The sequence below is a fragment of the Burkholderia sp. CpTa8-5 genome (assembly GCF_017815045.1).
Lineage (GTDB): Bacteria > Pseudomonadota > Gammaproteobacteria > Burkholderiales > Burkholderiaceae > Burkholderia > Burkholderia sola.
On the sequence record NZ_JAGIQD010000032.1, the window covers coordinates 1 to 26,265 of the forward strand.

The window sequence follows — 26,265 nt, forward strand, 5'->3', positions numbered from 1 at the left end:
CGCACGTATGCGGGGCCGGAGGCGCGCTTCTGCCCGGCGGCCGTGTACGAGTTCGTGAAGAACGACGACGGCGGCGATCGGCTCGTGATCAACGCGCAGAACTGCGTGCACTGCAAGACGTGCGACATCAAGGATCCGACGCAGAACATCGTGTGGGTCACGCCCGAAGGCGGCGGCGGGCCGAACTACCCGAACATGTAAGCTGCCGGAACGCGCCGCCGCGAGCGGCGCGTTTTTTGGTCACGGCACACCACCGCCGCAAACGAAACGGGGCGCTGCATCACGCAGCGCCCCGCTTGCATTCATCGTTCGACGGCCGACGCGACGCGCCCGCTTCTATCAGGTCGCGCTGCCCGCGATCTTCGGCGTGGCCGTCTCGACGTCGCCGCACTGTGCGCGGTGGCGCAGCGCATGGTCGATCAGCACCAGCGCGAGCATCGATTCGGCGATCGGCGTCGCGCGAATGCCGACGCACGGATCGTGGCGACCGAAGGTTTCCACCGTCGCCTCTTCGCCGGACTTCGTGATCGAGCGGCGCGGCGTGCGGATGCTCGACGTCGGCTTGATCGCGATCGACACGGTGATGTCCTGCCCCGTCGAAATCCCGCCGAGCACGCCGCCCGCGTGGTTGCCGACGAAGCCGGCCGGCGTCAGTTCGTCGCCGTGCACCGAGCCGCGCTGCGCGACGCTGTCGAAGCCCGCGCCGATCTCGACGCCCTTCACCGCGTTGATGCTCATCATCGCCTTCGCGATATCGGCATCGAGACGGTCGAATACCGGTTCGCCCCAGCCGACCGGCACGCCGGACGCGACGACGTCGATGCGCGCGCCGATCGAATCGCCGTCCTTGCGCAACGCATCCATGTACGCCTCGAGCTCCGGCACGACCGCCGCGTTCGGCGAGAAGAACGGGTTCTCGTGCACGTACGACCAGTCGACGAACGGCACGTCGATGTCGCCGAGGCCGCTCATGTAGCCGCGCACCTCGACCCCGAAGCGCTCGCGCAGCCACTTCTTCGCGACCGCGCCCGCGCCGACGATCGGCGCGGTCAGGCGTGCGGACGAGCGGCCGCCGCCGCGGTAGTCGCGGATGCCGTATTTCTGCCAATAGGTGTAGTCGGCGTGACCGGGACGGAACGTCTCGACGATGTTGCCGTAGTCCTTGCTGCGCTGGTCGGTATTGCGGATCAGCAGCGCGATCGGCGTGCCGGTCGTCACGCCTTCGAACACGCCCGACAGGATCTCGACCTCGTCGGCCTCCTGTCGTTGCGTCACGTGCCGCGACGTGCCGGGCTTGCGGCGATCGAGCTCGACCTGGATGTCGGCTTCGGTCAGCCCCATCCCCGGCGGGCAGCCGTCGATCACGCAGCCGATCGCGGGACCGTGCGATTCGCCGAAGGTCGTGACAGTGAAAAGCGTGCCGAGGGTATTGCCGGACATGATGGAACCGCCCAAAGAGAAATGGTCAAACCGATGCGCTGCCGGCGCCGCAGGCAGGTCGATCGTTTGCCGGTCGAGAAAGAGGTAAACCGCTATTATGCCAGCCGTCCCGGGCCCGCGGGCCGGGTGAACCGTTCAGACCACACGGGCCGGCCGCGGATAAGGGCGGATGCGAGGCAGGTGTGGCGATCGCAGGCCCTCGGCGTTGCGCTCGGGACCCGCCGAACCGGGCCGCCATCCCGGCCCGGTGCGCGGATCGATCGTCCCGCGCCGGACCCGACGCCCGCCCGCCTACTTCCGCGCGCCGCGCAGCTCGGTCACCGCGACCTGCAGCGCCTCGGGCGTCGCCACCGACGCCGGAATCGGCTCACCGACCGCCAGCGTCAGCCGGCTCATCACGCCGCGCTTGATGGGGCGCGGCATCCGCGCATCGGTATGCCGCGAAAAATAGCTGCCCCACAGCCCGCGCAGCGCCATCGGGATCACCGGCGCCGGCGTGCGGTTCAGGATCTCGGTGATGCCGTGATGGAACGGGTTGATGTCGCCGGTCTTCGTCAGCTTGCCCTCGGGGAAGATGCACACGAGTTCGCCGTCCTTCAGCGCGGCCTCGCACAGGTCGTACGCCCGCGCGAGCATCGCGGGATCCTCGTGGCGCGGCGCGATCGGAATCGCCTTCGCATGCCGGAATACCCAGCTCGCGAAACGCGTCTTGAAGATCCGGTGATCCATCACGAAACGGATCGGACGCGGGCTCGCGGCGGCCAGCACGAGCGCATCGACGTAGCTGACGTGATTGCACACGAGTACCGCCGCCCCTTCCGCCGGAATCCGCTCCGCGTGCACGAGGCGAATCCGGTAGAACGTATGCACGAGCACCCACGCGACGAAGCGCAGCAGGAACTCGGGCACGAGCAGGTAGATATACGTCGCGACCACGACGTTCAACAGCGCGGTGACGAGGAACAGCCCCGGGATGTCGACGCCGGCCTTGGTCAACCCCATCGCCATCACGGCCGACAGGATCATGAACAGCGCGTTCAGGATATTGTTCGCGGCGATGATCCGCGCGCGGTGCGTCGGCGCGCTGCGGCTCTGGATCAGCGCATACAGCGGCACGCTGTAGAAGCCGCCGAACATCGCGAGCAGAAACAGGTCGACCAGGATGCGCCAGTGGCGCGCACCGGCGAGGAATTCGCCGACCGACAGCAGATGGCCGGGGGACGGCAGCGCGTGGCTCGCGAAATACAGCTCGATCGCAAACACGCTGATGCCGATCGAGCCCAGCGGCACGAGGCCGATCTCGACGCGCCGCTGCGACAGCCGCTCGCACAGCAGCGAACCGAGGCCGATGCCGACCGAGAACGTCGCGAGCAGGACCGTGACGACGTCGGGGCTCGCGGACAGCACGTCCTTCGCGAAATTGAAGAACGACGTGAGGAACGTCGCGCCGACAAACCACAGCCACGAGATGCCGAGCAGGCTCAGGAACACCGTGCGGTTCTGCCGCGCGAGCTTGAGGTTGCGCCAGGTCTCGCTGACCGGGTTCCAGTTGATCACGAGATCGGGCTGCGGCGCGGGCGTCGACGGCACGCGCTGCGCGACGAGCCGCCCGGCCAGCGCGATGACGACGACGCTCACCGCGAGCACGCGCTCGCCGCTGCCTTCGATGCCGGCCGCCGCGCCGCCGATGATCGTGCCGATCAGGATCGCGATGAACGTGCCCATCTCGACGAGCCCGTTGCCGCCGACCAGTTCATGTTCGCCGAGATGCTGCGGCAGGTACGAATACTTGACGGGCCCGAACAGCGTCGAATGCATCCCCATCATGAACGTGCACAGATACAGCAGCGTCGCGCTGTGCGTGACGAAGCCGGCCGCGCCAACCAGCATCAGCACGATCTCGAACGATTTCACGAAGCGCGTGAGGATCGCCTTGTCGTATTTGTCGGCGATCTGGCCCGAAGTGGCCGAGAACAGCACGAACGGCAAGATGAAGATCGCGGAAATCAGGAACGCGGCCGTTTTCGCATCGACGCCGGAGAACCGCGCGGTGTGATACGTGACGAGCGACGTGAAGCCGATCTTGAAGACGTTGTCGTTCAGCGCGCCGAGGAACTGGGTCGTGAAGAACGGCGCGAAGCGGCGCTCGCGCAGCAGGTCGAACTGCGATGCGTGGGCGCGACGTTCGTCGCGCCGCCCCGATGTGGCTTGCGTGTGATCGCTCATGCGGAATACGCGCGCATCGTCTGGGCGATGCTGCGCGGGCCTCGTGTTGTCGTTGAAAAAACGGCGGCGCAGGACATGCCTGCGCCGCCGCGTGCCGGATGGCGGCGCCCATGCATCGACGTGCCGGGCGCGGCGCGATTCACGGCTTGTGCGCTTCGGCTTCCGATTCCGGCCAGTCGCGAATGTACGCCTTCAGCATCCGGTTCTCGAAGCTCTGCGCCTCGACGACCGTCTTCGCGACGTCGTAGAACGAAATGACGCCCATCAGCACCTTCTTGTCGAGCACGGGCATGTAGCGTGCGTGACGCTCGAGCATCATCCGGCGCACTTCGTTGACGTCCGTTTCCGGCGTGCACGTGAGCGGCTCGTCCATCACCTTGCGCACCTGCACGTCGCCGATCGCGCCGCCGTTCACGTGCAGGCGCAGGATGATCTCGCGAAACGTCAGCATCCCGACGAGATCGCCGTACTCCATCACGACGAGCGAACCGATGTCGTGCTCGGCCATCGTATCGACCGCTTCGCGCAGCGGCTTATCGGGCGTCACCGTAAACAGCGTGTTGCCCTTCACTTTCAGAATATCGCTGACGCGCATCGTAGTCCCCTCATGCTTGAATGCAAAATCTCTTTCGATCCTATCGGAAAGCCTGTCAAAAGGAAAGCACGGGCCGGCGCGGCGGGCCGCCGCCGCTTGCGGACGCGGCCCGCCGGCCGCACAATGACCTCATGAACAGCGGCCCGAGGAGACGGCCATGGCGCATACGCATACGGAGCAATTCGCCCGCTTCGCTGATTTCTACCCGTATTACCTGAACGAGCACCAGAACCTGACGTCGCGGCGGCTGCACTTCATCGGCTCGCTCGGCGTGATCGGCTGCGTCGCGATGGCGGTCGCGACCGGCCACTGGCTGTGGCTGCCGGCGGCGATCGTCTGCGGCTACGGGTTCGCGTGGGTCGGCCACTTCTTCTTCGAGAAGAACCGTCCGGCGACGTTCCGGCACCCGATCTACAGCCTGATGGGCGACTGGGTGATGTTCAAGGATATCTGTACCGGCAAGATCCCGCTGTAGCCGCCGGCCAGCCTTCAGGCCGGCCGCGGCGGCCGCGCGTGCGGGTCGGCCGCGCCCGGCGCCGGCCCGGCGCTCGCGGCCGGCTGCCCGCCCGCGAGCCGGTGCGCGGCGATCAACGACGCGAGCGTCACGTCGAACCGGTCGCTCGACAGCACCTCGAGCAGCGCCGCGCCTTCGACGTGGCTGCGGCGCCGCTCGAGCTGGTACGTCAACTCGGTACGATCGATCACCAGCACGTCGAACAGTTGGGCGAGCGTCAACTGCTCCGGGTTTGCGAGCAGGATATAGCGCGGCGTGGCCTCTTCGCCGCCGTCGAGCCGCGCGACCCATTCCCGCTCCTCCATCGTCGTCAGCAGCCGCTGCGCGGTTTCCATGTCGCAGCGCAGCATCGTCGCGAGCCGCAGCGCCGTGTAGCCGCGCTTGCCGGCCGCGCGCGCTTCGGCCAGCCGCGCGAGCAGTTCGAGCGCGTCGAGCAGGTCGCTGCCCGGATAGTGGATCCGGTGAAACTGGCCGACGCGAATCGCCGGCAGCGCCGACGCGACCATCGCGCCGAGCAGCGCGATGAACCAGCTCAGATACACCCACAGCAGGAACACCGGCAGCGCCGCGAACGCGCCATAGACGGCCGTATAGGTCGGAATGCGCCGGACGTAGTAGCCGAAGCCGCGCTTCGCGAGTTCGAACGCGATGGCCGCAAACAGCCCGCCAATCACCGCGTCGCGCCAGGCGACCGCGCAGTTCGGCAGGTACACGTACAGCAGCGTGAACGCGAGCACCGTCAACGGCAGCGACGCAAGTGCGAGCAGCCACTCGACGATCGACGTCGACGCCCCCGCGCCGGTGAACGCGAGCGATTGCGTGAACAGGTACGACGAAATCGACAGGCTCACGCCGAACAGCAACGGCCCGAGCGTGATCAGCGCCCAGTACGCGAGCACGCGCTGCGCGAACGGCCGCGGCTTGCGCACGCGCCAGATCAGGTTGAACGCCGATTCGATCGTCATCATGGTCATCACCGACGTGACGACGAGCACGATCAGCCCGGCCGTCGTCAGCCCCTTGGCCTTCGACGCGAACTGGTTCAGGTACTTGAAGATCTGGATGTTGAACTGCGCGGGCATCAGGTGATCCGCGAGGAACCCCTGCAGCGAGATCTGGAACGACGCGAACATCGGGAACGCTGTGAACAGCGCGAACGCGACCGTCAGCAGCGGCACGAGCGCCAGCATCGTCGTGAAGGTCAGGCTCCCCGCCACCTGCGGGATGCGATCCTCGGCGCTGCGCCGGGCCGCGAACTGCGCGAGGCGCTTGATGGTGTCGAGATCGACGCTCAACTTCGGCAAACGGCTTCTCCTTCTCGAAACTGCGCGCGTCACGGCGCGCCGCCGCCGCGCTGCGCGACGGCTTCAGCCCCTATAATAGCCGCTCGATTCCAGCAGGGGCCGACTGCACCGGGCACGCGCGCGGCCGCACGCGGCTCCGTCGCCCATGAAAGACATTCTCGTCCTCTATTACAGCCGTCACGGCGCCACGCGCGATCTCGCGCTCGCGATCGCGAACGGCATCGACAGCGTGCCGGGCATGCAGGCCCGCATCCGCACCGTGCCGCCCGTGTCGGTCGTCTGCGAAGCCACCGCCCCCGACATCCCGGCCGACGGCCCGCCGTACGCGGAGCTGCGCGACCTCGAGGAATGCGCGGGCCTCGCGCTCGGCTCGCCCACCCGCTTCGGCAACATGGCCGCGTCGCTCAAGTATTTCCTCGACGGCACGACGCCGCAATGGCTATCGGGCGCACTGACCGGCAAGCCCGCGAGCGTGTTCACGTCGACGGGCAGCCTGCACGGCGGCCAGGAGTCGACGCTGCTGTCGATGATGCTGCCGCTGCTGCATCACGGGATGATGATCGTCGGGATTCCGTACACCGAATCCGCCCTCAGCACGACACGTACCGGCGGCACGCCGTACGGCGCGTCGCACGTCGCGCAGCACGACCGCGCGGCGCCCGGCGGGCTGTCGGCGGACGAGAAGGCGCTTGCCGCCGCGCTCGGCGTACGGCTCGCGCGCGCCGCCGCGGCCCTTTCCGCCGCGCAGGCCGCCGAAGCCGCATGACCGCCCCCGCCCGCCCCGCCGTCGCGGCCCGGCCGCGCTACGCGCTCGCCGCCGCCGCGTGTCTCGTCGCGCTGATCGCGCTGTCGCTCGCATGGGAACTGTGGCTCGCGCCGCTGCGCCCCGGCGGCTCCGCGCTGATGCTCAAGGCCGTGCCGCTCGCGCTCGCGCTGCCCGGCGTCTGGCGGCGTAACATCTATACGATGCAGTGGGCGAGCATGCTGATCCTCGTCTATCTGGCCGAAGGCATCGTGCGCGGCATGTCCGATCGCGGGCTGTCCGCGACGCTCGGCTGGTGCGAGACCCTGCTTGCCGTCGGCTTCTTCGTGGCGGCGCTGGCCTACGTCGCGCCGTTCAAGCGCGCGGCGAAAAAACCGCGCGCCGCGTCCTGACCCTTACGCGACAAGGTGATGATGTCCTCCGAAGCTTTCGTTTCCGCATGCCGCGACGCGATCGGCGCCGACCACGTGCTGACCGATCCGCACGATACCGAACCGTTCCTGACCGACTGGCGCCGCCGCTACAAGGGCGCCGCGTGCGCGGTGCTGAGGCCCGCGAACACGGCCGAAGTCGCCGCGCTCGTGAAGCTCGCCAACGCGCACGGCGTCGCGCTCGTGCCGCAGGGCGGCAACACGGGGCTCGCCGGCGGCGCGACGCCCGACGCGAGCGGCAGCCAGGCCGTGCTGAGCGTCGCGCGCCTGAACCGCGTGCGCGCGCTCGATCCGCACAACAATACGATTACCGTCGAAGCCGGCGTGATCCTCGCCGACGTGCAGGCGCGCGCCCGCGAAGGCGGCCGGCTGTTCGCGCTGAGCCTCGCGGCGGAAGGCAGCTGCACGATCGGCGGCAACCTGTCGACCAATGCGGGCGGCACCGCGGTGCTGCGCTACGGCAACGCGCGCGAGCTGTGCCTTGGGCTCGAGGTCGTGACGCCGCAGGGCGAGATCTGGGACGGGCTGCGCGGCCTGCGCAAGGACAACACCGGCTACGACCTGCGCGACCTGTTCATCGGCGCCGAAGGCACGCTCGGGATCATCACCGCGGCCGTGATGAAGCTGCATCCGCTGCCGGCCGCGCAGGTCACCGCGCTGGCCGCGCTCGAATCGCCGCACGCGGCGCTCGATTTCCTCGCGCTCGCGCAGCGCGCGGCCGGGCCGCTGTTGACCGGCTTCGAGCTGATGTCGGATTTCTGCATGCAGCTGGTCGGCAAGCACTATCCGCAACTGCGCTACCCGTTCGCGCAGACGCATGCGCAAACGGTGCTGCTGGAGCTGTCCGACAACGAAAGCGAAGCGCATGCGCGCGCGCTGTTCGAAAAGCTGATGGAAGAAGCGTTCGAGGCCGGGCTCGTGGTCGACGCGGTGGTCGCGGAGAACCTCGCGCAGTCGCGTGCGTTCTGGGACTTGCGCGAGCACATCCCGCTCGCGCAGGCGGACGAAGGGCTCAACATCAAGCACGACATCGCGGTGCCGATCTCGTCGATCGCCCGTTTCATCGACGAGACCGACGCGGCGATCCAGCAGGCCGCGCCGGGCGCGCGCATGGTCACGTTCGGCCACCTCGGCGACGGCAACCTGCACTACAACGTGCAGATGCCCGAAGGCGGCGATCCGAAGGCGTTCCTCGCAGCGTTCCAGGCGCCGATCAACCGGATCGTCTACGACAACGTGCACCGTCACCACGGCACCATCAGCGCGGAGCACGGCATCGGCCAGTTGAAGATCGACGACGCGCAGCGCTACAAGTCGCCGGTCGAAACGACGCTGATGCGCACGCTGAAGACCGCGCTCGACCCGCGCGGCCTGATGAATCCCGGCAAGGTCCTGCGCTGAAGCCGCCCACTCAGGAGCCACACCCGTGAAAGTCCGCGTCCTGTCCGACCTGCATCTCGAAAACAACCTGCCCGACGCGATCCCGCATGCCGACGCGGATCTCGTCGTGCTGGCCGGCGACATCCACAATCACGCGGAAGGTCTGCGCTGGGCCGCCGAGACGTTCGACCCGGCGGTGCCGGTGATCTACGTGCCCGGCAACCACGAGTATTACGACGGGGAATTCGGCGCGCTGGAATCGTCAATGCGCGACGCGGCGCATGCGCTCGACAACGTGCATTACCTGAACAACGGTGTCTACGTCGATCCCGCCCAACGCTTCCGCGTGCTGGGCACGACGCTGTGGGCCGATTTTTCGCTGTTCGGCCGGGACGAAGCCAGCGTCGCGCGCGCGACCGACGCCGGGCTGCGCGTGATGCTCGATTTCAAGGGATTGATCCAGGTGACCTGGCCGCACGACGCGACGGTGCATACGACAGCCGCGGCGCCGGAACGGGATTTCGCGCCGGCCGACGCGATCGCGCTGCACCGGCGAGGCCGCGCATGGCTGGAAGCGCAGCTGGCCGCGCCGTTCGCGGGCAGGACGATCGTCGTCACCCATCATGCGCCGCACCGGCGCTCGCTGGCGGAACGCTATGCGAAAGATCTGGCTTCCGCGGGGTTCGTCACGGACATGGCGGAACTGGTGCGGCCGCCGGTGGATCTGTGGCTGCACGGCCACACGCATACGTCATTCGACTACGTTGCGGACGGCGGCACGCGCGTGGTGTGCAATCCGCGCGGCTACTTTCACCGGCGCACCGGCGAATGGGAAAACCCCGCGTTCGCGTGGGACAAGGTCGTCGAGCTCGGCTGAGCGCCGGCCCGGGCGGCCGCGTCGCACGGCCTTCCCGACCTGAAGCGTGACGCCCGCGAGATCAGCGGCCGGGGCGGCGCGGCTCGCGCACGCGGACCGGCACGGGCTTGAGCTGCGCCTTCGCCTTCATCGCACGCAGCAGGTCGCGGGTCGCCGCCGCGGCGGCAGCCGCGCCCAGCAGGACGCCAAGGCCGATCATCAGGTGCGTATCCATCGCTACTCCGGTGTGGTGTATCTCGTTAATTCCAACAGTATCAAACTGTCTGACACACGTTCGTAAAAAAATGTTGCGTGAAGGACAAATCTCGTCAGATCGCGGTCGAGCGCGCGGTCATGTCGCACGCGTGAACTGTTCGAGCGCGGCTTCGTCGGCTTGGAGCGTGAGCGGCACCTCTTCGCGCAGGAAATCGACCCAGGTCCGGATTTTCGCGTCGAGGTACTGACGCGACGGATACAGCGCGTAGATGTTCATCACGTGCGAGCGGTACTCGGGCATCACGCGCACGATGTGCCCGCTGCGCAGCCAGCCGATCGCCGAATAGAGCGGCAGGCCGCCGATGCCCATCCCCTCCCGCACGGCCACCGCGAGCGCCTCGGCGACGTTCACGCGGAACGGCGGCGCCGTGATCGGCACGACCTCGTCGCCGTTCGGCCCCGCCAGCGCCCATTCGTCGAAGTGAAAGCCCGGCGCGACCATCCCGAGGCACACGTGCTGCGCGAGATCGGCCGGCCGCTGCGGCAAGCCGTGCGACTCGATATAGCCGGGCGACGCGCACACGACGCTGTAGCTCTCGCCGAGCCGTTGCGACACGAGCCCCGAATCCGGCAGATCGCGGCCGACGACGATCGCGACGTCGTAGCCCTCGTCGAGCAGGTCGGGCATCCGCTGCGCAAGCGTCAGCTCGACGTGCACGTCCGGATAGCGCTCGCGGTAGCGCGCGATGGCCGGCACCAGGTAGTGCTGGCCGAGGCTCGTGAAGCAATGGACCTTCAGCTTGCCGGACGGGCGCGCATGCGCGTCGCCGGCCTCGGCTTCGGCCTGGTCGACATAGGCGAGGATCTGTTCGCAGCGTTGCAGATAGCGCTCGCCGGCTTCGGTCAGCGCGATCCGGCGCGTCGTGCGGTTCAGGAGGCGCGTGCGCAGGTGGGCCTCGAGATCCGAGACCGCGCGCGATGCGTAGGCGGTGGTCGAATTCATCTGCTGGGCGGCGGCGGTAAAGCTTCCCGCGTCCACCACGCGGACGAATACCCGCATGTTTTGTAACGTATCCATCCGATTACCCGTGTGAATCCGCAAGGATTGTTGCACAGGGTCCAACAAATATTATCTCAGGATTCGTAAAAATGACTTGCACCGTTGTCCGTTTATTCAGGAATCGCTGAAAAATATAATCGCCTCCGACTCATCTATATCCGAAAGGGAGAAAATCGTGCAGTCTCCGGCGACAAAAGGGACGCTCGCACTGGCGGTTCTTGCAGTCTCATTAATAATGGCCGGTTGCGCGAGCATGGGCGACAACAAAACCCAGTCCACTCGCATCGAAGCGAGCGCGCTCGACGCCGGCGCGGCCATCCGCGCGGCCGACCGCGACGCGGGCTGGCCCGCCGCCGACTGGTGGCGCGCGTACCGCGATCCGCAGCTCGATGCGTGGATCGCCGCCGCCCAGGCCGGCAACCCGACCCTCGCGGCGGCCGAGGCCCGCGTGCGGGAAGCGCAGGCGATGGCGCGCGTCGCCCGTTCGGCCGAGCTGCCGCAGATCAACGGCAACCTGTCGCTGATGCGTCAGCACTGGCCGGACAACGTGTACTACGGCCCGGGGCCGCTCGCCGATACCGACACCTGGAACAACACCGGCACGCTCGGCCTGTCGTATCACCTCGATCTGTGGGGCAAGGACAAGAACGCAACCGAGCGTGCGCTCGACACCGCGCATGCGACCGCCGCCGACGCGCGGGCGGCAAAGCTCGAACTCGAAGTCAACGTCGTGCGCGCGTATGTCGGCATGTCGATGAATTACGCGCTGCTCGACCTCGCGCACGAAACGTACGAACGCCAGCGCTCGCTCGCCGATCTCGCGCGCAAGCGGCTGCAGGCCGGCCTCGGCACGCAGCTCGACGTAAGCCAGGCGGAATCGACGCTGCCCGACTACGAGCGCCAGATCGACAGCTATGAGGAAGCGATCCAGCTCGCGCGCCACCAGCTCGCCGCACTGGCCGGCAAGGGTCCCGGCGCCGGCGACGCGATCAAGCGGCCGCAACTGGTGCTCGATGCGCCGGCCGGCCTGCCGTCGGCCATGCCGGCCGACCTGCTCGGCCGCCGCCCGGACGTCGTCGCGGCGCGCTGGACGGTCGACGCGCAGGCGCGCGGCATCGACGTCGCGAAGGCGTCGTTCTACCCGAACATCGACCTGCTCGCGACGGTCGGCGGCTTCGGCGTGACCGCGCCGTTCACCGACTTCCTGCGCGCGATGAACGGCGGCTGGACGGCCGGTCCCGCGCTGTCGCTGCCGATCTTCGAAGGCGGCCGGCTGCGTGCACAGCTCGGCGCCGCGAATGCCGGCTACGATCAGGCGGTCGAGCGCTACAACCAGACGATCGTCGGCGCGCTCAAGGACATCGCCGACCAGGTCGTGCGGATCCGCTCGCTCGATACGCAGAAGAAGGACGCCGCGCGGTCGGTGGCGGCCAACAATCGCAGCTATCAACTGTCCCGCGAAGGCTTCCGCCGCGGGCTGACCGATTACGTGAACGTGCTGGTCGCGCAACAGCAACTGCTGCGTGCGCAGGAGACGGCCGCCCGCATCGACGCGGAACGCCTCGCCGCACACGCGCAGCTGATGGCCGCGCTCGGCGGCGGGGTCGAGACGGGGACGGATGTCCGGGGCGGCCAACCGCCGAAGGATGAGGCCACCGTCGGTGTAGCCGCGCCAGCCGCCGCATCGGCCGCGAAGCCCGCTGCAGCCGCCGCCCGGCCCGCGCAGGTCGCAACCGCCGGCGGCGCCGCGCCGGCCGCACGGTAACGCGGAGCGCCGCCATGTCAGCTTCCTCCCCCGCTTCCCCGCGCGTCGACGGCCCGTTCGCGGCCTGGACCGACGCGTTCGGCGACTGGGCCCGCACCGACGGCGCCGCGTGGCTCTACCTGTTCAAGGCGCTGCTCGCCGCGTTCATCGCGACCGGCGTGTCGATGCGGCTCGACCTGCCCGCGCCGAAAACGGCGATGACGACCGTGTTCATCGTGATGCAGCCGCAAAGCGGCGCGGTGCTCGCGAAAAGCTTCTACCGGGTCGCCGGCACGATCTTCGGGCTGATCGCGACGCTCACCTTCGTCGGGCTGTTCCCGCAGCAGCCGCAACTGTTCCTGCTGGCGGTCGCGCTGTGGGTCGCGCTGTGCACGGCCGGCGCCGCACGCAACCGCAACTTCCGCAGCTACGGCTTCCTGCTGGCCGGCTACACGACCGCGCTGATCGGGCTGCCCGCGTCGCAGCACCCGGACGGCGCATTCATGAGCGCGATGACGCGCGTGGCCGAAATCATGGTCGGGATCGTGTCGGCCGGCGTGGTCAGCGCACTCGTGTTTCCGCGGACCACCGGCGAGCAGATGCGCACGACGGTGCGCAAGCGCTTCGGCAGCTTCGTCGACTACGTCGCGGCGGCGCTGTCGGGCAAGCTCGACCGCGCGCATATCGAAACCATCCATACGCGCTTCGTCGCCGACGTGGTCGGGTTCGAGGCCGCGCGCAGCATGGCCGTGTTCGAGGATCCGGACACGCGGATGCGCAGCGGCCGCCTCGCGCGGCTGAACAGCGAGTTCATGAGCGCGTCGAGCCGCTTCCATGCGCTGCACCAGTTGATGAACCGGCTGCATGCGGCCGGCGCGCAGGCCGCGATCGACGCGATCGAGCCGTACTTTCGCGAGATCGCGCCGCTGCTGCTGACGCCCGCCGGCGAACCGGTGCGCACGTCGGCCGATGCCGGCCACGCGGCCGCGCAACTGCTCGCGTGGCGCGACGCGCTGCCGCGCCGCATCCGCGCGACGCGCGCCGCGCTCGAGACGCAGCCGGACTTTCCGCTGCTCGACTTCGATACGGCCGCCGAACTGCTGTACCGCTTCATCACCGACCTGCACGAATACGCGGCCACCTACGCGTCGCTGTCGAGCGCGACGCACGAGCGCGAACGCTGGATCGAGCGCTACGAGCCGCGCACCAATGCGACGGCGATGGTGATCGCGGCGATCCGCACCGCGACCGTGATCCTCGTGCTCGGCTGGTTCTGGATCGAGACCGCGTGGCCGAGCGGCGTGACGATGACGCTGACGGCGGCGGCCACCTGCGCGCTCGCGTCGTCGACGCCGCGCCCGACAGCGATGTCCGCGCAGATGGGCATGGGTACCGCACTCGCGATCTGCACGGGCTTCCTGCTGACGTTCGGCATCTATCCGCACATCGACGGCTTCCCGCTGTTGTGCGTCGCGCTCGCGCCGTTGCTCGCGATCGGCATCTTCATGACGCTGAAGCCGAAGCTCGCCGGCTACGGGATGGGCTACCTGATCTTCTTCAGCTTCCTCGCCGGCCCGGACAACATCACGCACTACGATCCGACCAGCTTCATGAACGACTCGCTCGCGCTGGTGCTGGCGATGCTGGCGTCGGCGATCGCGTTCGCGGTGCTGTTCCCGCCGACCGCGCCGTGGCTCAAGAAGCGCCTCTTCGCGGACCTGCGCCACCAGGCCGTCGCGGCCGGTCACGCGCGGCTCGCGGGCCTGCGCACGCGCTTCGAAAGCGGCGCGCGCGACCTGATGTACCAGGCGCACACGCTGTCGGCCGACCAGCCGGACGTGCAGCGCGACGCGCTGCGCTGGATGTTCGCGGTGCTCGAAGCCGGCAACGCGACGATCGACCTGCGCCAGGAGCTCGCGACGCTGCCGTCCGACCCGCGCTATGCGAGCGCGATGCCGTGGCGGCGCGCGATCGAGACGATGCGCAGCGCGCTGTCGGCGCTGTTCTCGACGCCGAGCGCAGCACGTTTCGACGCGACGCTCGCCGCGACCAATGCGGCGATCGACGCGACCCGGCAGACGCTCGATGCGGTCGAGCCGTCGCGCGACGAGCGTCACCGGCTGCAGCGCATCCTGAGCCATCTGCATTTCGTGCGGACCGCGCTGCTCGACCCGGAATCGCCGCTCGAGCCGCTCAACCGCAACCGCCCCGTGCGTCCCCAACCAGGAGCCTCGTCATGATGCCGCGTGAAATCGCCATTCTCGATGCCTACATGCCGACGGTGGTGCTGATGTTCGTCCTCGGCGCGATCGCGACCTGGGCCGTCGACCGCCTGCTCGCCTATACGGGCCTCTATCGCCTTGTCTGGCACCCGTCGCTATTCCGGGCCTGCCTTCTCGTCTGCATTTGCGGCGGACTGAGTCTTGCCGTTTACCGTTGATTCCGAACCATCATGATGCTCAGAAAACTCTTCGGCTTCGTCGCGACCGCCGTCATCCTTCTCGTCGCGATCCTGATCGGGCGCTCGCTGTGGGTGCACTACATGGACGATCCGTGGACGCGCGACGGGCGTGTGCGCGCCGAAATCGTCAACGTCGCGCCGGACGTGTCGGGCGCGATCGTCGAGCTGCCCGTGCATGACAACCAGCTCGTGAAGAAAGGCGACCTGATCATGCAGATCGACCCGTCGCACTACCGGATCGCGGTCGAGCAGGCGCAGGCGGCCGTGGCCGCCCGCCGCGCGGAACTGCAGATGCGCCGCGACGACGCGGCCCGCCGCGCGGACCTCGATGCGCTCGTCGTGTCGAAGGAAAACCGCGAGAACGCGGCGCACAGCGCGTCGAGCGCCGATGCGCAGTACCAGCAGGCGATCGCCGCGCTCGACGCCGCGAAGCTCAACCTCGAACGCACGCGCGTCGTCGCGCCGGTCGACGGCTACATCACGAACCTTCAGACGTTCAAGGGCAACTATGCGGTGGCCGGCCAGGCGAAGCTCGCGATCGTCGACAGCCATTCGTTCTGGGTCTACGGCTACTTCGAGGAAACCAAGCTGCCGCGCGTGAAGATCGGCGCGCCGGCCGAAATGCGGCTGATGAGCGGCGGCGTGATGAAGGGCCATGTGGAAAGCATCTCGCGCGGCATCTACGATCGCGACAACCCGCAAAGCCGCGACCTCGTCGCGGACGTGAACCCGACCTTCAACTGGGTGCGCCTCGCGCAGCGCGTGCCGGTGCGCATCCGGATCGACGAAGTGCCGGCCGACGTGGTGCTGTCGGCGGGCACGACCTGCACGGTCATCATCGATCCGGACAAGCAGAAGAAGTCGTAAGCGCCGGGGCGCGCCGCACGCTCAGTGTGCGATGCGGAAACGCCCGACCAGCGCCTTCAGCGCCTGAGCCTGCTCGTCGAGCGCGTTCGCGGCAGCCGCCGCCTGTTCGACGAGCGCCGCGTTCTGCTGGGTGCCGGCATCCATCTGCGTGACCGCGCGGCCGATTTCGTCGATCCCCGCGCTCTGCTCGTCCGACGCCGCCGAAATCTCGCCGATGATGTCGGTCACGCGCTTGACCGCGCGCACCACGTCGCCCATCGTGCGGCCCGCGTCGTGCGCGAGCGCCGCGCCGTTGGCCACGCGCTCGACCGACGCGCCGATCAGCTCCCGGATCTCCTTGGCCGCGGTCGCCGAGCGCTGCGCGAGCAGCCGCACCTCGCCGGCGACCACCGAAAAACCGCGCCCCTGCTCGCCGGCGCGCGCGGCCTCGACCGCCGCGTTCAACGCGAGAATGTTGGTCTGGAAGGCGATCCCTTCGATCGTGCCGATGATGTCGCGGATGTTCTTCGCGCTGTCGTCGATCTCGCTCATCGTCGCGACCACGCGCCCGACGACCTCCCCGCCCGTCTCCGCCACCGCCGACGCATTGGCCGCGAGCGAGCTCGCCTGACGCGCATTCTCGGCGTTCTGCCGCACGGTCGACGTGAGCTGCTCCATGCTGGCCGCGGTGCGCTCGAGCGCGACGGCCTGCTGTTCGGTGCGGCGCGACAGGTCGAGGTTGCCGGTCGAGATTTCGCCGGACGCGGCCGCGATGGCCTCGGCGCTCACCGCGATCTCGCCGACGGTGGCCGCGAGCCCCGTCTGCATCTCGGCCAGCGCGCGCACCATGCTGCCGCGATCGTGCCGGCCGAGCGCGATCGGCCGCGTCAGGTCGCCGCGCGCGATGTCCGCGGCGATCTCCTTCGCGAGCGCGGGCTCGCCGCCGAGCTGCGACGCGAGACGCCGCACGACGCGCTCGGCGATCACGACGGCCAGCACGATCAATGCGGCCGTCATCGCGGCGATCATCGCGAACGACGACGAAAAAATGGTGGCGGACGCATCGAGCGTCGCCTTCGACTTCTCGCCGCGCGTCTTCACGAGTTCGGCGACGAGTTTTTCGAGCTTGCCGGTTTCGACCAGCAGCGACACGTCCTGCGTGCCGACCTGCCAGTTCATCTGCGACAGGTCGAGCGGCTGCGCGCGCACCAGCGTGACGAAATCGCGCAGATGCGTGCTCCACGTGCCGACCGCTGTCGAGAACGCGTGCAGCCGCGCCGAATCGCCGGCATCGGCCGGATCCGCATAGCGCTGCAGCGTGCCGAGCGCCTGGCCGATCGACGCGAGCCCGGCGCTGACGTCTGCGCCGAGTTCGTCGCGCTCCTTCGCGGTCGTCGCGGTCAGCAGCATCTTCTGCGCGCGGCTCGCGCGCAGCACCTCGGCGCGGACTTCAGCCGCCGCCCGGCTCGCGACGTGACCCTGTTCGTAGACCGACGCGATCGACGCGTTCAGCCGGCTGATCTGCCACAGCGAAAACACGCCGATCGCGAGCGTGCCCGCCAGCAGGATCGCGAATGCGGCGCGCAACGTCGCCTTGACGGTCCACGGCCGACGCTCGCGACGCGCCGCGCGCGCACGCCGTGCGACACGACCGGCGGCAACACCGGATGCGGCGGCCGCCGCACCGGGCTGTGGATGCAAAGATGCTGCTTTCATCGAACTATCCCCGTATGGATCACGCTGCCGGAAAGGTCGGTCCGGCGGTCCCGCGATGGCAGGCCATGCCGCGCGTCCGGCGCCCGCCCGGCGGGTAGCCGGGGCCAGGCGCGGCGCGCGTGTTGTCATTGGGTCGTTCTACGGCCGCCACCGCCGTTTCTTGAGTCCGGAAAAACACGCACCGGGCCCCGGCGCGGCCCCGCTGAAGCGGCGAACGCACCGCCAGCGTTATACCCGTCCAAAAAAGCACGCATCGGCCGATCCGTCCGACGAATGTCCGATTCGCGATAAAACTTGGCAGGACATTCGTGACACGCCACATTACACTTCTTTGACGCATCAACGAATCAACCACGCGCCGATCCCCAACAGAGCGCGCCAGCCACCTCAACTCGTTCAGCTCACATGGAAACCAGCCTCGACTCCGGCGCCGGCCCAGCCGTCGCTCAGCCGTCCGCACCGCCCGTCGCCCGCACCGTCTACCCGGTGCTCGGCGCGATCAGCTTCTCGCACATGCTCAACGACATGATCCAGTCGCTGATCCTCGCGATCTACCCGATGCTCAAGAGCCAGTTCGCGCTGTCGTTCGCGCAGATCGGCCTGATCACGCTCACTTACCAGATCACCGCGTCGCTGCTGCAGCCACTCATCGGCCTCTATACCGACAAGCGTCCGAAGCCGTATTCGCTGCCGGTCGGCATGGGCTTCACGCTCGCGGGGCTGCTGCTGATGTCGGCGGCGTCGAGTTTCCCGATGCTGCTGGTGGCCGCGGCGCTCGTCGGCTGCGGCTCGTCGGTGTTCCATCCCGAATCGTCGCGGGTCGCGCGGATGGCGTCGGGCGGCCAGCACGGGCTCGCGCAGTCGGTGTTCCAGGTGGGCGGCAACGCCGGCTCCGCGCTCGGGCCGCTGCTCGCCGCGCTCGTGATCATTCCGCACGGCCAGCACAGCATCGCGTGGTTCTCGGCGGCCGCGCTCGTCGCGATGATCGTGCTCACGCAGATCGGCCACTGGTACAAGAAGCATCCGTCGATGAAGAAGAAAGCCGTACCGGCCGGCCACCCGACGCTGTCGCGCGGCCGCGTGATGGGCGCGATCGGCGTGCTGGTGCTGCTCGTGTTCTCGAAGTACTTCTATCTCGCGAGCATCAACAGCTATTTCACGTTCTACCTGATCGACAAGTTCCACCTGTCGGTGCAGGCCGCGCAGATCCACCTGTTCGTGTTCCTCGCGGCCGTGGCGGCCGGCACGCTGATCGGCGGGCCCGTCGGCGACCGGATCGGCCGCAAGTACGTGATCTGGGTGTCGATCCTCGGCGTCGCGCCATTCACGATGCTGCTGCCGTACGCGAACCTGTTCTGGACGAGCGTGCTGACCGTGATCATCGGCGTCGTGCTGGCGTCGGCGTTCGCCGCGATCCTCGTCTATGCGACGGAGCTGATGCCCGGCAAGGTCGGGATGGTCGCGGGCCTGTTCTTCGGCTTCGCGTTCGGGCTGGGCGGCGTCGGCGCGGCCGTGCTCGGCCAGCTGGCGGACGCGACGAGCATCCCGTTCGTCTACAAGGTGTGCTCGTTCCTGCCGCTGATCGGCGTGCTGACGGTGTTCCTGCCGAACCTCGAAGGCAGCGGGCGCAAAAAGGCGTGACGAACGACCGGCCGCGGCGTACGCACCGTGGCCGGTCGAGCGGTTTGAACGGAAAAGACGAGACGGTGGCTTCAGGCCGCCGTCGTCGCATGCAGCGTCAGGAAACGCTTGAGGATGCCCGACGAATAGCTGCTCGCAATCGCCGACAGGAAGTGCGAGAACGACTGCGTCGCGTGATCGTCGGCCGTATCGGAGATCGTGCGCACGAGCGCGAACGGCACGTCGTGTTCGGCACATACCTGGGCGATCGCGGCGCCTTCCATCTCGACCGCGAGCGCGTCCGGCAGCGCGTCGCGCAGCGCGACGACTTCGCGCTCGCTCGACACGAAGCGGTCGCCGCTGATGACGAGCCCCGCGTGCAGCGCCGCGCCGGCAAGCCCGAAGCGCTCGGCGAACCGCGCGGCCTCTTCCTCGACGAACAGCGCGCATGCGGCCCGCAAGCGGGCCGTCAGCGCCGCGTCGGTCGCGAAACGCGTGATGCCGAGCAGCGGCACCTCGTAGCGCGGAAAGAGCGGCGATGCGTCGAGATCGTGCTGCAGCAGCGTATCGGCCACGACGACGTCGCCGACCCGCACCGTGCGCGACACGCCGCCCGCGACACCGGTAAACACCACGCCCGACACGCCGAACACGTGGATCAGCGCGCTGACCGTCGCGGCGGCCGCGACCTTGCCGACCCGCGCGAGCGTGACGACGCAGGCCGCGCCGTGCACGGTGCCAACGTGATAATCACGGCGGCCGAGCGTGACCGTCTTCATCGCGCCGTCGGCGCGCATCGCGGCGATCAGGTCGCCGAGTTCCTCGGGCAGCGCGGCCAGAATGCCGAGCCGACGCGCGGCAGGCGCAACGACGAGGTCGACGTCCATCATTCCACCGCCTGCAGTTTCGCGACCGCGAGCGCGAGCCATTTCTCGCCGTGGCGCTTGAACTTCACCTGCGCCTTCGCATCGGTGCCGTTGCCTTCGAGCGCGGTGACCGTGCCTTCGCCGAACTTGGTATGGAACACCTGCTGGCCGACCCGGAAGCCGGTGTCGGCCGCGCGCTGCTTGTCCGCGAACGCGGGCAGCGGCGCGGACACGGCCGCATCGACGATCTGCTCGCGGCTGCCGCCGCCCGGCCGCGCGAACCAGTCGCGCCCGTAGCCGGCGTTGTCGGAGCGCCCGCCCCAGCGCGACCCGGCCTCGACCTTCGGCGTGAGCCACTTCAGCACGTGCTCCGGCAGTTCGTCGAAGAAGCGCGAGCGTACGTTGTAGCGGGTCTGGCCATGCAGCATCCGGCTTTGCGCGAACGACAGGTAGAGCCGCTCCTTCGCACGCGTGATCGCGACGTACATCAGCCGGCGCTCCTCCTCCAGGCCATCCGATTCGAGCACGCTGTTCTCGTGCGGGAACAGCCCCTCCTCGAGCCCCGTGATGAACACGGCCGAGAACTCGAGCCCCTTCGCCGCGTGCACGGTCATCAGCTGCACCGCGTCCTGGCCGGCCTGCGCCTGGTTGTCGCCTGCTTCCAGCGACGCGTGCGACAGAAAGCCGGCGAGCGGCGTCATCGTGTCGGGGTTCTGGGCAGGGTCGGCGGGCGATGCCGGATCGAGCACGTCGACCGCCGGATCGTCGGTCGCGGTACCGAGTTCGGGCGCCGCGATCGCGCCCGCGCGCAGCGGAATCGAGCGGGCCGGCGTGTCGAGCCCATAGCCTTCCTCGGCGATGAATGCGGTGGCCGCGTTCACGAGTTCCTGCAGGTTTTCGAGGCGATCCTGACCTTCGCGTTCGCCCTGGTAGAAATCGGCGAGGCCGCTCGCGCGCACGATGTGCTCGACGGTGTCGGGCAGGTTCATGTGCTGCGTGTCGGCGCGCATCTTCGCGATCAGGTTCGCGAACCCGCCGAGGCTCGTGCCGGCCTTGCCGGTCACGTACGGAATCGCGGCGGCCATCGAGCAGCCGTACAGCCGTGCGGCGTCGGCCAGTTGCTCGACCGAGCGCGCGCCGATCCCGCGAGTCGGGAAGTTCACGACGCGCGCGAATGCCGTGTCGTCGTTCGGGTTGTCGATCAGGCGCAGGTACGCGAGCGCATGCTTCACTTCCTGCCGCTCGAAAAAGCGCAGGCCGCCGTACACGCGGTACGGAATGCCCGACGACATCAGCGTGTGCTCGATCGAGCGCGACTGCGCGTTGCTGCGGTACAGGACGGCCACTTCGCTGCGCGCCATCCCGGTATTGATCAGCGAGCGGATTTCCTCGACGATCCAGCCGGCTTCCTGCGAATCGGTGCTGGCTTCGTACACGCGCACGGGCTCGCCGTGGCCGGCGTCGGTGCGCAGGTTCTTGCCGAGGCGGTGCGCGTTGTTCGAGATCAGCTGGTTCGCCGCGTCGAGGATGTTGCCGTGCGACCGGTAGTTCTGCTCGAGCTTGATCAGGTTGCGCACGCGGAATTCGTCCTCGAAGTCGCGCATGTTGCCGACGTTCGCGCCGCGGAATGCGTAGATCGACTGGTCGTCGTCGCCGACCGCGAAGATCGCGTTCTCGCCGCCCGCGAGCATCTTGAGCCACGCGTACTGCAGCTTGTTGGTGTCCTGGAACTCGTCGACGAGGATGTGCCGGAAGCGCGCCTGGTAGTGCGCGCGCAGCGGCGCGTTGTACGCGAGCAATTCGTAGCAGCGCAGCAGCAGCTCGGGGAAATCGACGACGCCTTCGCGCTGGCACTGCTGGTCGTACGCCTGGTACAGCTCGACGAACTTGCGGTTGAAGTTGTCGGTCGCGTCGACCTTGTCCGGGCGCAGCCCCTGCTCCTTCGCGTTGTTGATGAAGTACTGGACGTTCTTCGGCGGGTACTTTTCGTCGTCGACGTTCGCCGCTTTCATCAGTCGCTTGATCGCGGACAGCTGGTCGGCCGTATCGAGGATCTGGAAAGTCTGCGGCAGGCCCGCGTCGCGCCAGTGCGTGCGCAGCATCCGGTTGCACAGGCCGTGGAACGTGCCGATCCACATCCCGCGCGTGTCGATCGGCATCATCGCCGACAGGCGCGCCATCATCTCGCGCGCGGCCTTGTTCGTGAAGGTGACGGCGAGCACGGTGGGCGGCGATGCATAGCCCTGCTGGATCAGCCACGCGATGCGCGTGATCAGCACGCGGGTCTTGCCGCTGCCCGCCCCTGCGAGGATCAGCGCCGGTTCGTTCGGCAACGTGACGGCGGCGAGTTGTTCGGGGTTCAGATTGGCGAGCAGATCGGGCATGGAGCGGCGGCTAACGGGCGAGAAAAATGCGGACCCGACATTATAAGTCCGTCGTGCGCGATACCGTGACCAACCGATGTGGCATCGCGGCCCAACAGGCCGCCTTCCCCGCCGGCGACGGCTTCGGCACGCGTGACCAGCGTTATTTCCTGCGCGGGGCAGCAGGTTGGTCGCCGATCCAGTCGGGATGAGGGACATACCGGCGAACTTGTTCGGCGAGTTCGGGGCCGTGATACAGGTCCAGGCATTTCAGCAGAGCAAATTTTGCCCCGGCGTAACCTTCCACGGGATTGCCGTAATCGCGGCGCAAAAATAGTGTTCTGCAAGCCGCCCGATCGCCTTTTTCCCCATCGTAATAAGTCCATTCCAGGAACGCACTGTTGGTGACATCGGCATCCTTGCCTGCCGGCGATCCCCGGTAAGCGAGCGACAGGCACGCCGCCAACACCCTGTCCTTGTAATTCTCCGCATTGGTGCGCCGCACGGCCATGACAGAATCGGCTGCTTCGGCAGACAGTGCCGAACATAGCGCGACGGCGCAGACCACCCGAAAAATGTTCATTTGAGCGCCCCGAAATAAGCGCGGCTAGTGCGATAGTTCGCCTCCGGCATCCGCCAAGGATTCGTCTTATCCCGGATATGCGCAGCGACGCTGCCCCCGATCACCTGTGCCACGCTCTCGCCCGAACGGGCCGGATCGTAGATCTTCGTTGACGCCGCCCACGCGGCGGCAAATGTCGGTCGTACCACTCCATTCTCCTGGGTGGCGACGGCGGACCGGTGCGGCAGCAAGCCCTCGCCGACTCAAACCCGCAGCCTGACCCGCAAGTTAACCGTCCCAACACGCGTCAGCAATTGGACACGTACGAACCTGACTGTAAGCCGCGAACGGCTCCGCTCGACGCCCGGCGACTTATAATGTGCGGTTCAAGTCTCCAACAAGCATTTTTCGGCAAATTTCCAACCATGAGCGACAACACGCTGGCGAAGAGCTTCGAACCCCACACCATCGAGTCCCAATGGGGGCCGGAGTGGGAAAAACGCGGCTACGCCGCCCCGGCATTCGATCCGTCCCGCCCCGATTTCGCGATCCAGTTGCCGCCGCCGAACGTGACGGGCACGCTGCACATGGGCCACGCGTTCAACCAGACGATCATGGACGGCCTCGCCCGCTATCACCGGATGCTCGGCGAGAACACGCTGTGGGTGCCCGGCACCGACCACGCGGGGATCGCCACGCAGATCGTCGTCGAGCGCCAGCTCGACGCGCAGGGCGTGTCGCGCCACGACCTCGGCCGCGAGAAGTTCGTCGAGCGCGTGTGGGAATGGAAGCAGAAATCCGGTTCGACGATCACGGACCAGGTGCGCCGCCTCGGCGCGTCGACCGACTGGTCGCGCGAATACTTCACGATGGACGACAAGATGTCGGCCGCCGTGCGCGACGTGTTCGTCACGCTGTATGAACAAGGGCTGATCTACCGCGGCAAGCGCCTCGTCAACTGGGATCCGGTGCTGCTCACCGCCGTGTCGGATCTCGAAGTCGTCAGCGAGGAAGAAAACGGCCACCTGTGGCACATCCGCTACCCGCTCGTCGACGGCTCGGGCTCGCTGACGGTCGCCACCACGCGTCCCGAGACGATGCTCGGCGACGTCGCGCTGATGGTCCATCCGGAAGACGAACGCTACGCGCACCTGATCGGCAAGCTCGTCACGCTGCCGCTGACGGGCCGCGAGATTCCGGTGATCGCCGACGACTACGTCGACCGCGAATTCGGCACCGGCGTCGTGAAGGTCACGCCCGCGCACGACTTCAACGACTACCAGGTCGGCCTGCGCCACAAGCTCGCGCCGATCGAGATCCTGACGCTCGACGCGAAGATCAACGACAACGGCCCCGAACAGTATCGCGGCCTTGACCGCTTCGACGCGCGCAAGGCGATCGTCGCCGACCTCGACGCGCAAGGCTTCCTCGACTCCGTGAAGCCGCACAAGCTGATGGTGCCGCGCGGCGACCGCACGGGCGTCGTGATCGAGCCGCTGCTGACCGACCAGTGGTTCGTCGCGATGACGAAGCCGGCGCCGGAAGGCACGTTCCATCCTGGCAAGTCGATCACCGAGGTATCGCTCGACGTCGTGCGCGACGGCCAGATCAAGTTCGTCCCGGAAAACTGGACGACCACCTACTACCAGTGGCTCGAGAACATCCAGGACTGGTGCATCTCGCGCCAGCTGTGGTGGGGCCACCAGATCCCCGCGTGGTACGGCGAGAACGGCGAGGTGTTCGTCGCCCGCAACGAGGAAGACGCACGCGCGCAGGCCGCTGCAAAGGGCTACACGGGGGCGCTCAAGCGCGACGAAGACGTGCTCGACACGTGGTTCTCGTCGGCGCTCGTGCCGTTCTCGTCGCTCGGCTGGCCGAACGAAACGCCCGAACTGAAGCACTTCCTGCCGTCGTCGGTGCTCGTCACCGGCTTCGACATCATCTTCTTCTGGGTCGCCCGGATGGTGATGATGACCACGCACTTCACCGGCAAGGTGCCGTTCCATACCGTCTACATGCACGGCCTCGTGCGCGACGCGGAAGGCCAGAAGATGTCGAAGAGCAAGGGCAACACGCTCGACCCGATCGACATCGTCGACGGCATCGACCTCGAGGCGCTGGTCGCGAAGCGCACGACGGGCCTGATGAACCCGAAGCAGGCCGCGACGATCGAGAAGAAGACGCGCAAGGAATTCCCGGACGGCATCCCCGCGTTCGGCACCGACGCGCTGCGCTTCACGATGGCGTCGATGGCGACGCTCGGCCGCAACGTGAACTTCGACCTCGCGCGCTGCGAAGGCTATCGCAACTTCTGCAACAAGCTGTGGAACGCGACGCGCTTCGTGCTGATGAACTGCGAAGGCCACGACTGCGGCGCCGACAAGCCGGAAGTGTGCGGCGCGGGCGACTGCGGCCCCGGCGGCTACCTCGACTTCTCGGCGGCCGACCGCTGGATCGTGTCGCTCTTGCAGCGCACCGAAGCCGACATCGCAAAGGGTTTCGCCGATTACCGCTTCGACAACATCGCGAGCAGCATCTACAAGTTCGTGTGGGACGAGTACTGCGACTGGTATCTGGAGCTCGCGAAGGTGCAGATCCAGAACGGCACGCCGGAACAACAGCGCGCGACGCGCCGCACGCTGCTGCGCGTGCTCGAAACGGTGCTGCGCCTCGCACACCCGGTCATCCCGTTCATCACCGAGGCGCTCTGGCAAAAGGTCGCGCCGCTCGCCGGCCGCTATCCGCAAGGCAAGGCCGAGGGCGAAGCGTCGCTGATGACGCAGGCGTATCCGGTCGCGAACCTGCAGAAGCTCGACGAGGCGTCCGAACAGTGGGTGGCCGACCTGAAGGCGATCGTCGACGCGTGCCGCAACCTGCGCGGCGAGATGAACCTGTCGCCGGCCACCAAGGTGCCGCTGCTGGCCGCCGGCGACGCCGAGCGCCTGCGCTCGTTCGCGCCGTACGTGCAGGCGCTCGCGCGCCTGTCGGACGTGCAGATCCTCGCGGACGAAGCGACGCTCGACCGGCAAGCGCACGGCGCGCCGATCGCGATCGTCGGCCCGAACAAGCTGGTGCTGAAGGTGGAGATCGACGTCGCGGCCGAACGCGAGCGCCTGTCGAAGGAAATCACGCGCCTGACGGGCGAGATCGCCAAATGCAACGCGAAGCTCGGCAACGAGGCGTTCGTCGCGAAAGCGCCGCCGGCCGTGGTCGAACAGGAGCAGAAACGCGTCGCGGAATTCCAGAGCACGCTCGACAAACTGCGTGCGCAGCTCGATCGGTTGCCTGCGTAACAAACGGTA

The 26,265-nt window shown here is 67.8% G+C and carries 22 protein-coding genes; 12 read left to right on the forward strand and 10 right to left on the reverse strand.

From position 1 onward, the window contains the following. Positions 1 to 201 (forward strand): 4Fe-4S dicluster domain-containing protein (locus J8I35_RS30175; RefSeq protein WP_209928545.1); only part of this gene is annotated, 201 nt, incomplete at its 5' end. A gap of 138 nt (positions 202 to 339) precedes the next feature. Here the strand turns inward: J8I35_RS30175 and aroC are convergent. The 3 genes from aroC to J8I35_RS30190 all read right to left on the reverse strand — a co-directional run bounded on the left by aroC (position 340) and on the right by J8I35_RS30190 (position 4,261). Then, the gene (gene aroC, locus J8I35_RS30180; protein ID WP_050018168.1) at positions 340 to 1,440 is read right to left on the reverse strand and encodes a chorismate synthase; all 1,101 of its coding nucleotides are present in this window, start codon (positions 1,438 to 1,440) and stop codon (positions 340 to 342) included. A 291-nt stretch (positions 1,441 to 1,731) separates the two neighbouring features. Beyond that, positions 1,732 to 3,666: an MFS transporter gene (locus J8I35_RS30185; protein WP_209928547.1), complete on the reverse strand. Its 1,935-nt coding sequence runs from the start codon at positions 3,664 to 3,666 to the stop codon at positions 1,732 to 1,734. A 139-nt stretch (positions 3,667 to 3,805) separates the two neighbouring features. Then, a complete protein-coding gene (locus J8I35_RS30190) occupies positions 3,806 to 4,261 on the reverse strand; it encodes a CBS domain-containing protein (RefSeq protein WP_006488504.1) in 456 nt (151 codons plus the stop codon). 157 nt (positions 4,262 to 4,418) lie between these two features. Here J8I35_RS30190 and J8I35_RS30195 point away from each other — a divergent pair, with 157 nt between their 5' ends. Beyond that, on the forward strand, positions 4,419 to 4,736 hold the full coding sequence (locus tag J8I35_RS30195) for an Mpo1-like protein (protein WP_050018170.1): 318 nt from the start codon (positions 4,419 to 4,421) through the stop codon (positions 4,734 to 4,736). Positions 4,737 to 4,750: 14 nt separating this feature from the next. Here J8I35_RS30195 and J8I35_RS30200 read toward each other — a convergent pair whose 3' ends face one another. Beyond that, entirely contained in the window at positions 4,751 to 6,079 is a 1,329-nt protein-coding gene (locus J8I35_RS30200) for a YihY family inner membrane protein (protein ID WP_089488378.1), read from the reverse strand. 145 nt (positions 6,080 to 6,224) lie between these two features. On the opposite strand from J8I35_RS30200, the gene wrbA reads away from it, so the two are divergent. From wrbA to J8I35_RS30220, 4 genes are read left to right on the forward strand one after another with little or no spacing between them, the layout of a single operon-like run. After that, on the forward strand, positions 6,225 to 6,845 hold the full coding sequence (gene wrbA, locus J8I35_RS30205; RefSeq protein ID WP_209928552.1) for an NAD(P)H:quinone oxidoreductase: 621 nt from the start codon (positions 6,225 to 6,227) through the stop codon (positions 6,843 to 6,845). Then, complete coding sequence (locus J8I35_RS30210; RefSeq protein WP_050018173.1) at positions 6,842 to 7,234, forward strand: DUF2069 domain-containing protein; 393 nt, start codon at positions 6,842 to 6,844, stop codon at positions 7,232 to 7,234. Before wrbA ends, J8I35_RS30210 begins: the two co-directional genes overlap by 4 nt. 18 nt (positions 7,235 to 7,252) lie before the next feature. Continuing rightward, entirely contained in the window at positions 7,253 to 8,674 is a 1,422-nt protein-coding gene (locus J8I35_RS30215; protein ID WP_050018174.1) for an FAD-binding oxidoreductase, read from the forward strand. Positions 8,675 to 8,699: 25 nt separating this feature from the next. Further along, on the forward strand, positions 8,700 to 9,530 hold the full coding sequence (locus J8I35_RS30220) for a metallophosphoesterase (RefSeq protein WP_209928556.1): 831 nt from the start codon (positions 8,700 to 8,702) through the stop codon (positions 9,528 to 9,530). A gap of 61 nt (positions 9,531 to 9,591) precedes the next feature. Here J8I35_RS30220 and J8I35_RS30225 read toward each other — a convergent pair whose 3' ends face one another. Beyond that, positions 9,592 to 9,744, reverse strand: coding sequence for a hypothetical protein (locus tag J8I35_RS30225; protein WP_162838134.1), 153 nt, complete (start codon positions 9,742 to 9,744; stop codon positions 9,592 to 9,594). A 117-nt stretch (positions 9,745 to 9,861) separates the two neighbouring features. Next, on the reverse strand, positions 9,862 to 10,803 hold the full coding sequence (locus tag J8I35_RS30230; RefSeq protein WP_124557261.1) for a LysR family transcriptional regulator: 942 nt from the start codon (positions 10,801 to 10,803) through the stop codon (positions 9,862 to 9,864). A 157-nt stretch (positions 10,804 to 10,960) separates the two neighbouring features. Between J8I35_RS30230 and J8I35_RS30235 the strand changes: the two genes are divergently transcribed. From J8I35_RS30235 to J8I35_RS30250, 4 genes are read left to right on the forward strand one after another with little or no spacing between them, the layout of a single operon-like run. Further along, positions 10,961 to 12,550, forward strand: a complete 1,590-nt coding sequence (locus J8I35_RS30235; protein ID WP_209928558.1) for an efflux transporter outer membrane subunit — start codon at positions 10,961 to 10,963, stop codon at positions 12,548 to 12,550. 14 nt (positions 12,551 to 12,564) lie between these two features. Then, positions 12,565 to 14,769, forward strand: a complete 2,205-nt coding sequence (locus J8I35_RS30240) for an FUSC family protein (RefSeq protein ID WP_209928560.1) — start codon at positions 12,565 to 12,567, stop codon at positions 14,767 to 14,769. Beyond that, the gene (locus tag J8I35_RS30245; RefSeq protein ID WP_006476212.1) at positions 14,766 to 14,969 is read left to right on the forward strand and encodes a DUF1656 domain-containing protein; all 204 of its coding nucleotides are present in this window, start codon (positions 14,766 to 14,768) and stop codon (positions 14,967 to 14,969) included. The genes J8I35_RS30240 and J8I35_RS30245 overlap by 4 nt, the downstream gene beginning before the upstream one ends. A gap of 12 nt (positions 14,970 to 14,981) precedes the next feature. After that, entirely contained in the window at positions 14,982 to 15,857 is an 876-nt protein-coding gene (locus tag J8I35_RS30250) for an HlyD family secretion protein (protein ID WP_050018179.1), read from the forward strand. Positions 15,858 to 15,878: 21 nt separating this feature from the next. Here the strand turns inward: J8I35_RS30250 and J8I35_RS30255 are convergent, their stop codons facing one another. Then, on the reverse strand, positions 15,879 to 17,552 hold the full coding sequence (locus tag J8I35_RS30255; RefSeq protein WP_124557264.1) for a methyl-accepting chemotaxis protein: 1,674 nt from the start codon (positions 17,550 to 17,552) through the stop codon (positions 15,879 to 15,881). Between the two features lie 405 nt (positions 17,553 to 17,957). Here J8I35_RS30255 and J8I35_RS30260 point away from each other — a divergent pair, with 405 nt between their 5' ends. Beyond that, the gene (locus tag J8I35_RS30260; RefSeq protein WP_209928566.1) at positions 17,958 to 19,193 is read left to right on the forward strand and encodes an MFS transporter; all 1,236 of its coding nucleotides are present in this window, start codon (positions 17,958 to 17,960) and stop codon (positions 19,191 to 19,193) included. Between the two features lie 71 nt (positions 19,194 to 19,264). Here the strand turns inward: J8I35_RS30260 and J8I35_RS30265 are convergent, their stop codons facing one another. The 3 genes from J8I35_RS30265 to J8I35_RS30275 all read right to left on the reverse strand — a co-directional run bounded on the left by J8I35_RS30265 (position 19,265) and on the right by J8I35_RS30275 (position 22,984). Beyond that, on the reverse strand, positions 19,265 to 20,062 hold the full coding sequence (locus tag J8I35_RS30265; protein ID WP_124557266.1) for a 5'-methylthioadenosine/adenosylhomocysteine nucleosidase: 798 nt from the start codon (positions 20,060 to 20,062) through the stop codon (positions 19,265 to 19,267). Continuing rightward, positions 20,059 to 22,422, reverse strand: coding sequence for a UvrD-helicase domain-containing protein (locus J8I35_RS30270; RefSeq protein WP_050017558.1), 2,364 nt, complete (start codon positions 22,420 to 22,422; stop codon positions 20,059 to 20,061). The genes J8I35_RS30265 and J8I35_RS30270 overlap by 4 nt, the downstream gene beginning before the upstream one ends. Before the next feature lie 142 nt (positions 22,423 to 22,564). Beyond that, the gene (locus tag J8I35_RS30275; protein WP_209928568.1) at positions 22,565 to 22,984 is read right to left on the reverse strand and encodes a T6SS amidase immunity protein Tai4 family protein; all 420 of its coding nucleotides are present in this window, start codon (positions 22,982 to 22,984) and stop codon (positions 22,565 to 22,567) included. A gap of 404 nt (positions 22,985 to 23,388) precedes the next feature. On the opposite strand from J8I35_RS30275, the gene J8I35_RS30280 reads away from it, so the two are divergent. Further along, a complete protein-coding gene (locus J8I35_RS30280; protein ID WP_209928570.1) occupies positions 23,389 to 26,256 on the forward strand; it encodes a valine--tRNA ligase in 2,868 nt (955 codons plus the stop codon). The last annotated feature ends 9 nt before the right edge of the window (positions 26,257 to 26,265 follow it).